General features: G+C 37.3%; 8 protein-coding genes. 4 read left to right on the top strand and 4 right to left on the bottom strand.

The window, feature by feature from the left end; translation table 11 throughout:
* The coding region (locus tag ABXH06_RS12910) for an FG-GAP repeat domain-containing protein (RefSeq protein ID WP_311584917.1) at positions 1-2,015 on the bottom strand (2,015 nt) is incomplete at its 3' end.
* Positions 2,016-2,254: 239 nt separating this feature from the next.
* Between ABXH06_RS12910 and ABXH06_RS12905 the strand changes: the two genes are divergently transcribed.
* Together ABXH06_RS12905 and ABXH06_RS12900 are read left to right on the top strand one after the other, a co-directional pair.
* Positions 2,255-3,568 (top strand): diguanylate cyclase, encoded by a 1,314-nt coding sequence (locus ABXH06_RS12905; RefSeq protein ID WP_353518501.1) that lies wholly within the window; start codon positions 2,255-2,257, stop codon positions 3,566-3,568.
* A 166-nt stretch (positions 3,569-3,734) separates the two neighbouring features.
* Positions 3,735-6,074 carry a Tex family protein gene (locus ABXH06_RS12900; protein ID WP_353518500.1) on the top strand — a complete coding sequence of 780 codons (2,340 nt, stop codon included), beginning with the start codon at positions 3,735-3,737 and terminating at the stop codon, positions 6,072-6,074.
* Between the two features lie 2 nt (positions 6,075-6,076).
* On the opposite strand, the gene ABXH06_RS12895 is transcribed toward ABXH06_RS12900, so the two are convergent.
* On the bottom strand, positions 6,077-7,867 hold the full coding sequence (locus tag ABXH06_RS12895) for a sensor domain-containing diguanylate cyclase (protein WP_353518499.1): 1,791 nt from the start codon (positions 7,865-7,867) through the stop codon (positions 6,077-6,079).
* A 173-nt stretch (positions 7,868-8,040) separates the two neighbouring features.
* Here ABXH06_RS12895 and ABXH06_RS12890 point away from each other — a divergent pair, with 173 nt between their 5' ends.
* Entirely contained in the window at positions 8,041-8,400 is a 360-nt protein-coding gene (locus tag ABXH06_RS12890; protein WP_353518498.1) for a VOC family protein, read from the top strand.
* A 19-nt stretch (positions 8,401-8,419) separates the two neighbouring features.
* Here the strand turns inward: ABXH06_RS12890 and ubiK are convergent, their stop codons facing one another.
* Positions 8,420-8,674, bottom strand: a complete 255-nt coding sequence (gene ubiK, locus ABXH06_RS12885) for a ubiquinone biosynthesis accessory factor UbiK (RefSeq protein WP_311584932.1) — start codon at positions 8,672-8,674, stop codon at positions 8,420-8,422.
* A 315-nt stretch (positions 8,675-8,989) separates the two neighbouring features.
* On the opposite strand from ubiK, the gene rep reads away from it, so the two are divergent.
* Positions 8,990-11,011, top strand: coding sequence for a DNA helicase Rep (gene rep, locus ABXH06_RS12880; protein WP_353518497.1), 2,022 nt, complete (start codon positions 8,990-8,992; stop codon positions 11,009-11,011).
* A 54-nt stretch (positions 11,012-11,065) separates the two neighbouring features.
* Here rep and ABXH06_RS12875 read toward each other — a convergent pair whose 3' ends face one another.
* Positions 11,066-11,542, bottom strand: a complete 477-nt coding sequence (locus ABXH06_RS12875; protein ID WP_311584939.1) for a hypothetical protein — start codon at positions 11,540-11,542, stop codon at positions 11,066-11,068.
* Positions 11,543-11,546 lie beyond the last annotated feature (4 nt).

Genomic DNA, 11,546 nt, shown 5'->3' with positions numbered 1-11,546 from the left:
AGCACAGTAACACCAACTACAGGAGTAGAATTACCACAAATATCGTCACTATTACACGCCTCAACATCGAAGTAATGAACGCCTGATAAATCTAATGGTCCACTTGAAGTGCTACTAGATGTAAGTTTTGTCTTCCACCTCCAGCGGTTTCCACCCGGCTTTTTAGTATAAACATTGTAATAAACGCTCCCAGTGTAGTCACTCGGCTTTGACCAACTTAACGTAGTTGTTCCACCATAAGCTATCGTACTTGGTGATGCAGAAAAAGAGCTAGGAGAACCAGGTACTGGTTTGGCAACTACAACATTCGAACTATACGTATTCCCTCCACACCCTACATTCTGAGGATTGCATACGTAAGCTTTATATTTATAGATACCTGAATTAGACTTGCCAGAGATTGGACAGGTATAAGAATTCTCTCGCCATGTTGTACGAGTTTTCGTACAAACTGTTGTATAACTACCTCCATTGAAAGATTCTTGTAGATAATATTTTGCTCCATCAACCGAGCCATTAGCAAAGCCAATTGTTAAATTGAAACTTTCCCCTATTGAAGGTGAGTAGCTTGAAGATGTCAAACTCTGAGGTTTTCCAGAAACTGTATATACGTACAACCTACGATAAGGACTAAATCCACTACATCCTCCAGTGGTATTACACGCTTTGTATTTTATATAAAAATAACCGTAACTACTTCTTACATTCACTACAGCAGACAAAGAGGGTGTTGTCGTTACTTTTGAATAACTACTATTATTTGTACTCGTGTATATTTCATAATAATTAGCCATATGAATAGAGTTATATCTCACCCTTATTTGGCTACCAACTGGGTGATAACTACCCCCATCTACCGAAGGGTATGATGACGGTGTTTCTGGGGGAGTTGTTTCTCCACATGGGTCAAGTGGTGAGCATTCAATAGGTGCGGCCATTTGTGTTACCCCACCCGTTGCAAACGAGTGAGTTTCAACGGATGGTTTTGAAGTACCGACTAAGCCTGGTGTAGTATCAACTATAGCATCACCCCAAGGCGCACAACTTTCACCTTCACTTAAATTTTCGATAGAATAAAACAATTGGTCACAATCGTTCGTTATATCGTCAACATCATCACCAGCTTCAGCTTCGATAAGTTCGCCATATTCATCGACACCACCTGGCATGTTATTTAAACGCACTAAATCAAGGGTTTCATCAGCATCCGCATGAGTAACAATAAAGCTAAAATCATTAGCGTTCCAATCTTTATTATTAACTTTTTCTTTGATTACAGTGGTTTCACCTAGTAAACCATTTTCATCAGCAAAGGTAAGATAATGCTTAGTGTTTTTCGCGCGAGCTACAGCAAAAACATCTGCTTTTCCATCATCATTGAAATCCGCTATTTTAACGTCAACATCAGTTTTCTTAGCCCACTTAAACGCTTTTTTAATTTCTTGGGCAACGAATAAACTATTTTCTACTGTTGCATGCATTAAATAATGAGTTTTGTTTTTTTCAGAGACCGCAAGTAAATCTTGCTGCTTATCACCATTAAAATCTCCGGTATACAAAACGTACTGTGTTGACTTTTTAAGCCATTTAAGTTCTTTTTTTGTATATGTGTTAGCAATATTAGAAAAATCAATATCGTTTACATCACCATTGATAACAAGAGCAGTTTTTTGTGAATGGTTAACAATAAAAATATCTGAAAGACCATCTCCGTTATGATCAAAAACAACAACATTAGCAGCTAAGTTATTCCATAGGTGTCCATTAACAATATCAGGTAATGTGATCTCGTTTTCGACCAAATATTGCGTATTCTCATCAATTATTTGACCAAAGACGATTAAAGAAGGAGTCTGTTCAGAAAGGCTTTGAAGGAATAAGTCAGGGACTTTATCTCCATTAAAGTCACCATGAAGATAATGGTATTGCTTATCTTCCCATGTCATGTTCTCTGTAGCGGATACATTTATTGCACACATAAGCATGCACAACATACTGAGTATGTGTTTTTTCATAGATCAACATCCTTGTCAGTCTTTTTAAGAAAATATCATTACAACTATAAGTCAATAATTAACAAAAAGACAACATTTTGATAACAAAAAACTTATGATTTACATTTTAACAATAAATCTAGAGGTTAATGATTGATTCTCTTCGAATAATCCACCTGGATTTGCATCTTCAAATCAATAGGCTCAGAGCATTTAGCATTTTATCGCAATTATGTCTTGTTTCATCTAAGCTGAATGTTATGGAATATTTATATCAGTTTTTCTTCTTCACGGCCGAGGCTTTACTTGTTGGCCTATTTATTATTACGCTTTTTCAATTACGTAATAAATTTGGTATCGCGACGCTTTATATCTCTTTAGGGGTATTTCAGCATATGCAGTCAACCTTAGCGTCTTTCCTCTATTTCGAATTATTGCCAGGCTTTTTTGTCAGCCCTGGCTCTGCAGTCCTTTTTACCGCAGGTCTTTTTGCTATTTTACTTATTTACATTAAAGAAGATGCGGAAGAATCACGTAACTTAGTGTACGGGTTGATATTTGCCAACATAACGTTAAGTTTGTTTACTTTGTTAATTGGAGCCCATGTTGCCGGAACTCCACCTCCCGTGGTGGCAGACGTTCCGTTGGAGTTTTTTATTTATCAGCCTAGAGTGTTATTTTTGGGCACCATAGTATTAGTATTGGATGTCTTTTTAGTAATTCTCAGTTATGAATATCTCGGCCGCTATATAAAACAATTATTTATCCGAATATATTCGACCATGGCTTTTGTTTTAATTTTCGACAGCATTTTATTTATCAGTTTAGCCTTTTATGAACATCCCCAATATTTGTCGATTTTACAAGCCTCATTGATCGGTAAATTATTAGTCTCAGCGCTTTATTCATTATTGTTGTATGTTTTTTTAAAATTTGAAACGCAGCGCTCATTATTTAATGAACGGTCAGGTCACGATTTTAAAGATATGTTTACCTTTCTAACTTACCGTCAAAAGTATGAGCAATTGCGTGAAAAAGCGTTAAGAGATCCATTAACCGGTTTATATAACCGCGGTTATTTAAATGAGTACCTTCCCCAAGAAATTGCTATGGCGACTAGAGCTTGTCGCCCCATGGCTTTATTAATGATTGATATAGATCATTTTAAATTAGTGAATGATACGCACGGGCATCAAGCCGGTGATAAAATTTTAGAATTTGTTGCTCTTGTCATGACAAAAACAGCAAGAGATATGGACGTGGTTTGTCGATATGGAGGGGAAGAGTTCACTATAATTTTACCAGAGACCAATAAAAATAAAGCCAAGGCTTTTGGCGGTCGTTTACAAGAAAATTTAGTGATGCTTTTTCCTCAATTTATTCACGAACTTCCTTGTATCGTCACCTTAACCATTGGCGTTTGTATTGTGCCAGATGAAGCTAGTAATATGAACGATGCTTTAGCTTATGCAGATAAACGTTTATATAACGGAAAATTATCTGGCCGAAACTGTGTAGTGGTTGACGATGACACCTCGGCCGATCCCAATAAAAAAACCATTGATGCTCATTAATTTATACTGGGCATCAGCACAATAAAAAATTTTCCACTATTATCATTTGAATTTCTTAAATGATAACTACAATTGCTCCGAATTCTTTGATGACGTTAGAGAAGCTTGTATTATCGAAATCCATCCCAATTTAATCAGTATAAAAATTTATTAAGGACAGCTTAAAATGGCGCTAATTGCCGAACAAATTGCACAAGAATTAAACGTAAAACCTCAACAAATTAATGCGGCAATTAATTTACTTGATGATGGCGCAACGGTTCCCTTTATTGCACGTTATCGAAAAGAAGCCACGCAAGGGTTAGACGACAATCATTTACGTCATCTTGATCAACGCCTTCGCTATTTACGTGATTTAGCAGACCGTAAAAAAGTTATCTTATTAAATATTGAACAACAAAGTAAATTAACGCCTTCGTTAGCGAATGAGATTAATCAAGCTGACAATAAAACCCGACTTGAAGATTTATACTTACCTTATCGTCCGAAAAGACGCACTAAAGGCCAAATTGCCATTGAAGCAGGTATAGAGCCACTGGCCAACAACCTATACAACAATTGGCAGTTATTGCCAGAAAAAGAAGCCAGTGCATATATTAATGCCGAAGCAGGTTTTGCCGATGTTAAAGCCGTGCTTGAAGGGGCAAGTTATATCCTTATTGAACGGTTTGCCGAAGACGCAAACTTATTACAAAAATTACGAAAACACCTGCTCAAGCAAGCGCACTTAACCAGTACGGTTGCAAAAGGGAAACAACAAGAAGGATTAAAATATAAAGACTATTTTGATTTTTCAGAACGCTTAAATAAAGTACCTTCACATCGTGCACTTGCTATGTTTCGTGGGCGCAATGAAAACATTCTACAGTTAAGTTTAGTAGTTGACCCAAACAACGAAGCAAGTAGCTTTTCCAGTGCAGAACAAATCATTTTTGAACATTATAATTTTAGGCTTACAGGACAAAATGCGGCGGATTTTCTCACGAAAACGATTCGATTAGCATGGAAAGCTAAATTAAGTGTGCATTTAGAAACCGAATTATTAGGACAATTACGAGAGCGCGCCGAAGCTGAAGCAATTAAGGTTTTTGCTACTAATCTATCTGACTTGTTAATGGCTGCACCTGCTGGCGCAAAAACAACGTTAGGCTTAGATCCAGGTTTAAGAACCGGCTGTAAAATTGCCATTGTCGACAGCACAGGAAAATTACTACACACCACCACTATTTTTCCTCATGCACCGCAAAATCACTGGGATAAATCATCGCGTACATTAGTAAATTTATGTCAACAATACAACGTTGAATTAATTGCCATTGGTAATGGTACAGGCTCAAGAGAAAGTGACACTTTAGTGGCTGAAGTGATTCAAAGCCTTGAAAAAGATAAACCACAAAAAATGATCGTCAGTGAAGCGGGCGCTTCAGTTTATTCGGCATCAGAACTTGCTGCTGACGAGTTTCCTGACTTAGATGTTTCTTTACGCGGGGCAGTATCTATTGCTCGAAGGCTACAAGATCCGTTAGCAGAATTAGTAAAAATCGATCCAAAAGCTATTGGTGTCGGACAATATCAGCACGATGTCAATCAAAGTCAATTAAGCCAAATGCTTGATAATGTGATTGAAAATTGTGTTAACAATGTTGGGGTTGATTTAAACAATGCCTCAGCCGCTTTATTAGCACGAGTTTCCGGATTAAATAAAACCATGGCTCAAAATGTTGTGGCATATCGCGATGAACATGGCAGATTTAACAATCGCAAAACCTTAAAAAAAGTGGCGCGTTTAGGACCAAAAGCCTATGAACAAGCGGCAGGTTTTTTACGTATTACCGATGGCGATAATCCGTTAGACAGTTCAGGCGTTCACCCAGAAACTTATCCCGTGGTGGAAAAAATAATTCAACAGTTACAAAGTGATATTCACTCATTAATGGGCGATAAAACGCAATTAAATAAGCTAAGTATCAACGAACTTATCGACGAAAACTTTGGTGAATTAACCATAAAAGACATTGTTAGTGAACTTGAAAAACCGGGCCGTGATCCTCGCCCTGAATTTAAAACGGCGCAATTTAAAGAAGGGATTAACACCATTAACGACCTTAAAGTCGGTATGGTATTAGAAGGGGTTATCTCAAATGTTGCTAACTTTGGCGCTTTTGTTGATTTAGGTGTCCATCAAGACGGTTTAGTACATATTTCAGCGTTAACCGATAAGTTTGTCAGTGACCCACGAGAAATCGTAAAAACCGGTGAAATTGTTAAAGTTAAAGTGATTGAAGTTGACCCTGCACGTAAACGCATTAGCTTAACGATGCGGTTAAATGATGCTATTTTATCTTCAACAGAAAAACAACAAACTCAGCATAAACCTCAGGCTAATCCCACCAAGAAGCCTCAAAAAAATAGTACTAACAAGCCAAATAGAAATAAGCCTAAACCTGTAGAAAATGCAGCCATGGGTAATGCCTTTGCTGACGCTTTTGCGAAGTTAAAAAAATAACACTATTTTGAAAGGCAAACTTGGTTTTTGCCTTTTTGCTTCGCGACATAAAGGGCGCGATCGGCTAAATTTATCATTGGCTCAAGTGCTCTTAATGATAAAGGCTCACCTTGAAAGTAATTTTCGGTTGAGCCGGCAACCCCAAAGCTAGCCGTTATTGACAAAGGTAGTTTAATCACTTGAATTTCGAGCATCTCAATTGCGGATCTAATACGTTCAGCTTGCAAATACGCCTGTTTTTCAGTGGTTTCAGGCAAAAATAGAATAAATTCTTCTCCACCCCAACGTGCAAAAACATCACCTTTTCGTGCCGTTTCTTTTAAACATTGTGCAACTTTTACTAACACTTTATCGCCGATTTCGTGGCCATATTGATCATTAAATCTTTTGAAAAAATCGATATCTAGTAACACTATGGCCGCATCTCTTCTCGTACGAATAATCCCTTGCCAAATAGGTTGTGTTAATTCCTGAAAGCCACGTCGATTATTCAATTGAGTCAACGCATCAGTACGAGCGTAGGTTTCTGCGATCATTTTATCAAGCTTTGCCATACGAAATTGTCTCGCTAAAATAACCGCCAATAAAATAGCCTCAAATGCCATACCCAGTTCAATCGCTTTAAACGTATATCCATTGTAAGGCACTAAAAAACCTGCAACAGCAAGAGTAGATATAGTAATACAAATGGCGGCGGTTACAGATGATAAAATAAAAATGACAGCAAATGGTTTATTTGCCAAGAGCGCTCTAATACCCATTGCAATAAATAGCACTGCAAAACATGTGTTTAGCAAAAAAGCTAACACCATGGAAAAGAACAATTGATCAAACACAAAGCCGATAACCATGCCAACAGGAATAACAATAGTTATACGCACCACAAATTGATCGAGTTTTAGGGCATAAAATTTTGTTTTGAGTAATAAACGAGCAAAGTGCAACCCTGCAACGCTATATGTGATCATTAAAAAGATATCGAGCCAGTCCTGAAAATAAGGACCAAAATCGTAAGTAATAACTGTGTGTAATTGGCCGGTATATGAAAGGCTATTTAACACAAAGCCAAAAAGGTACAAGCTATATAAACCGTATTCTTTTTGCCGAATAAAGACAAATAGCACTAAGTTATATAAAGCCAGTGCCAACATTATTCCGTATAAAAGCCCATATTGAAAACTACTGGTGATATCTCTTTCAATCGCTTTTTTTACCGAACTAAAGTGAACCGGTATGGCTAAAGGTCCTTTGGTTGCAATACGAATATACACCTCAGTTTTACCTTGGTTGAAATGATGTTCAAAAGCATAAAAACGATAAGGCATAGGCCTTTGCGAATAAGGATAAGCATCACCACCTGCTATATGTTTTATGACTTTTCCATCCTGTACTAACCACGTATCAATAACGTCAAGCCACGGTGTTTCAATGGACAGTCGATACAGTTCAGCCAAATCATTAGTATTATTTACCGCAAAATTCATCCATACAGGCGCGACATTAATGCCAAGCGAAATTGAATGGCTTGAGCCTTTTTTAGTCATGGATGAACGAAATTTTTGTTTAGCTTCATCAAGGGTTAACTGCCCATTTAACTCTTGAAAATATTGAAGGTGTTTACCTAATGTACCTTGTTTAAAATCCGGTAACGTTAAGGTTTCCGCACTAACAAAACCGCTAATGCTAAAAATAGCAAAGATGAATAAATGGCGTATAAACATAAAAGGAAAAGACAAATACCAGTGAAAGATGCCACTGAGATAGTGAAAGGAATGCGGGTACAATTTCAACATAGTTAAATGAAAAACCTTAGATTTCAAGTAAAATTAATAATACCCAATCCATGGTCATTGAGTTATGTTCTAGTGCTCTATACGTAAACAATGTTATTTTAACATAAATAACATAATCACTGAAAAATGAACATTTCTACAATACACTGACAATATTAAAGTTAAGGGAAATTATGAGCGAAAATGAAAAATTAAGTTATGTGGAGTTTCCTGCAAAGGATTTACAAGCAACTAAGCAGTTTTTCAGCCAAGCCTTTCAATGGTCGTTTGTAGATTATGGTCCTGACTATACTTCTTTTAGCAATCAAGGGCTTGATGGCGGGTTTTATCGCTCAGAGCTAAAATCAACCACAGCAAGTGGTTCAGCTTTACTGGTGCTAATGAGCGAAAATCTAGAACAAACTCAGCAAAATGTCGAAAATGCTGGCGGTAAAATATCCCAAGCTATCTTTAGTTTTCCCGGTGGGCGACGTTTTCATTTTATTGAGCCAAGCGGTAATGAATTAGCCGTTTGGTCGTTAGTCAATGATTAATCTAAAACGCAGGTTTGCTTTAATTTTCTGCTGAAAACTTAGCTTCTAATTCAGCAATTTTTGTTTCTAATTGGGCTATTTTTTCACGCGTTTTTAATAACACCTGCGTTTGCACATCAAATTCTTCTCGCGAAACGACATCTAATTGTGAAAGTTTGCGCTGTAATACCGTTTTTGTTTTATCTTCAAAATCTGCCGCAATATTTTTCAAACCAGGAGGTATAGCGTCTGTAACTTGCTTAGCAATATCTTCAATTTTTTTAGCATTAATCATTATTTTAACCTGTCAATAACCTATCGGGCTATTGTAATACAAATAACCGTTTTGCCAACGTCTAATTCACTATACGATATATATACCCAAACCACCTCAAGATGCTAGTTTCAAGATTCCTCAAAGGGCTAATTTAGAAGCGCTTTATGCTGCGCTATTGATTTTAACAAGGGAAAAACCATGCTTTTCAATCAATGCCTTGCCTAAAGACGTTTCTAATTTCAGCTGAATCCTAAATCTTGAGGTAGCTTGGGTATAGTAAACAAGGTAAAATCACCGCCCTTTATATTTCATCATTTAAATTTAATAAACATAATGAAACTTAACCCCGGACAAAATGAAGCAGTAAAATATGTCAGTGGCCCTTGCCTTGTATTAGCCGGTGCCGGAAGTGGAAAAACAGGGGTTATTTGCCAAAAAATTGCTTATCTTATCCAAAAGTGCGATTACAAGGCTCGAAACATTGCCGCCGTGACCTTTACGAATAAAGCCGCACGAGAAATGAAAGAACGTGTGGTTAACATGTTAGACAAAGCACTCACTCGAGGCTTAACCGTTTCAACGTTTCATTCATTAGGATTAGATATTGTTCGCAAAGAAATTAAAACCTTAGGTTACAAACCTGGTTTCACCCTCTTTGATGATCAAGACACTTTGGCTTTATTAAAAGAGCTCACCCAAGACGAGTTAGACGGCGATAAAGATTTACTGAACAAATTGCAAAGCATGATTTCAAATTGGAAGAATGATTTATTACTTCCAGATAGCGCGATCAAATTGGCAAGCGATGCTGACACTAAAATGTATGCTGAATTTTATGCTATGTATCAAAAGCATATGAAAGCATATAACGCGCTAGATTTTGACGATTTAATTTTGATCCCAACGTTATTATTGAAAAATTTCCCTGAGGTAAAAGCACGTTGGCAGCAAAAAATACAATATATGTTGGTTGATGAATATCAAGATACCAATGCCAGCCAATATGAATTAGTCAAACTTATCACCGGTGAAAAAGGTTTATTGACTGTGGTTGGTGATGATGACCAATCTATATACTCTTGGCGTGGCGCAAAGCCACAAAACTTAGTGCTTTTAGGGGAAGATTTTCCACAGCTAAAATTAATCAAACTCGAACAAAACTACCGCTCAAGTGGTCGAATTTTAAAATGTGCCAATATTTTAATTGCCAATAATCCACATGTTTATGATAAAGCCTTATTTAGTGAATTAAATTATGGGGTTGAGTTACGCGTTGTACAAACAAAAAATGAAGATCATGAAGTAGAAAGAGTGGTAGGTGAACTCATAGGCCATCGCTTTTTAAACCGTTCTAAATTTAAAGATTACGCCATACTATATCGCGGCAATCATCAATCACGTTTGCTTGAAAAAGCATTAATGACAAACCGGATCCCTTATAAAATCAGCGGTGGTACCTCGTTTTTCTCACGCTCTGAAATAAAAGACATGATGGCCTTTTTACGTGTATTGGTGAACCCTGATGACGATAACGCTTTTCTACGAATCGTCAATGTTCCCCGTCGTGAAATAGGGCCAACTACCTTAGAAAAACTCGGTAGTTACGCAAATATGCGACAAATCAGTATGTTTGCAGCCAGTTTTGAATTAGGGCTTGAACAACATCTTCAAGGTCGAGGTCTAGCTGCTGTACAACGTTTTACGCAATGGATTGTTGAAACCGCAGACCATGCTGAACGTGGCGACACTCCTGCTGTTTTACGCGCGATGGTACGCGAGATTAACTATGAAGATTGGCTGTACGATAATTCTCCCAGTGCAAAAGCAGCAGAAATGCGCATGAAAAATGTCACACAATTGTTTAGTTGGGTGCAACAAATGCTTGAAGGAGATGAAGACGAAGATCCGATGACCCTAGCTCAAGTCGTCACACGATTAACCTTGCGTGACATGATGGAGCGCAATGAAGATGAAGAAGAAAGTGATCAAGTACAGTTAATGACCTTACATGCTTCAAAAGGCTTAGAGTTCCCTTTTGTTTTTTTAATCGGTATGGAAGAAGGTTTACTACCACATCAAACCAGTATCGATGAAGGCAATGTAGAAGAAGAACGTCGACTTGCCTATGTTGGGATCACTCGAGCGCAGCGTGAATTGATTTTTACGTATGCTCGTGAACGCCGACAGTTTGGTGAAATTGCTCGCACCGAAGCCAGTAGATTTTTACATGAACTTCCGCAAGATGATTTAAAATGGGAGTTGAGCCAAGTGAAAAAAAGCCAAGAACAAAAAGAACAAACGGCAAAAATGGGCGTAGCAAATTTACGAGAAATGTTAAAAAACAAACCTAAGTAATCGCGATGTTTAAATTGTCTTTAGTTGGTTTTAGTTGATTTTAATGGCTTCGAATTAGGACGTTAGCCCTAATATCATCGTTTCCATAAAAACAATAAAGCCCTTAAGGTTATTGCTGTTCCAAGCTCGTTTAACTTGAGCATCTTGAGAGTTAATATAAGTAGTTAACCTTTTGTAACTGCCCGGCTGGAAATTTTCACAACATTTTTTAACAACTTTATGCATTTCGCCTTTGCCGCGAATGCTCTCTCTAAAAATAGTCGCATAGTTTGTCACTAAAGGTGTCAACAACACCACAGACTCATTATCAGTACGTTCTGATTGTGCTGCGGTAAATCGAGCATGAATAAAGTCTTCATTTTTTTGCGCCACAACCGCAAAAGCATCAATCATCATCTTTGATTCTTTTTTAATTTGACTGGCTTCTTTTTTTACCGCTTTTAATTCCGCGATTAATTTTTCAGAACGAAAATAATAATAGACACTGATAACAACAAAAAGCACGATAATCGCTAAACTAAATAACATCATTACA

Origin of the sequence: Thalassotalea sp. SU-HH00458 (genome assembly GCF_040362795.1) — a bacterium.
Lineage (GTDB): Bacteria > Pseudomonadota > Gammaproteobacteria > Enterobacterales > Alteromonadaceae > Thalassotalea_H > Thalassotalea_H castellviae.
This window is presented reverse-complemented; position numbering and strand designations above follow the sequence as displayed.

Bases quoted from the DNA above. Each gene is read 5' to 3' on its own strand.
- ABXH06_RS12890 (WP_353518498.1), top strand. From the start codon at position 8,041: ATGAGCGAAAATGAAAAATTAAGTTATGTGGAGTTTCCTGCAAAGGAT.
- ABXH06_RS12875 (WP_311584939.1), bottom strand. From the start codon at position 11,542: ATGATGTTATTTAGTTTAGCGATTATCGTGCTTTTTGTTGTTATCAGT.
- ABXH06_RS12905 (WP_353518501.1), top strand. From the start codon at position 2,255: ATGGAATATTTATATCAGTTTTTCTTCTTCACGGCCGAGGCTTTACTT.
- rep (WP_353518497.1), top strand. From the start codon at position 8,990: ATGAAACTTAACCCCGGACAAAATGAAGCAGTAAAATATGTCAGTGGC.
- ABXH06_RS12895 (WP_353518499.1), bottom strand. From the start codon at position 7,867: ATGTTGAAATTGTACCCGCATTCCTTTCACTATCTCAGTGGCATCTTT.
- ubiK (WP_311584932.1), bottom strand. From the start codon at position 8,674: ATGATTAATGCTAAAAAAATTGAAGATATTGCTAAGCAAGTTACAGAC.
- ABXH06_RS12900 (WP_353518500.1), top strand. From the start codon at position 3,735: ATGGCGCTAATTGCCGAACAAATTGCACAAGAATTAAACGTAAAACCT.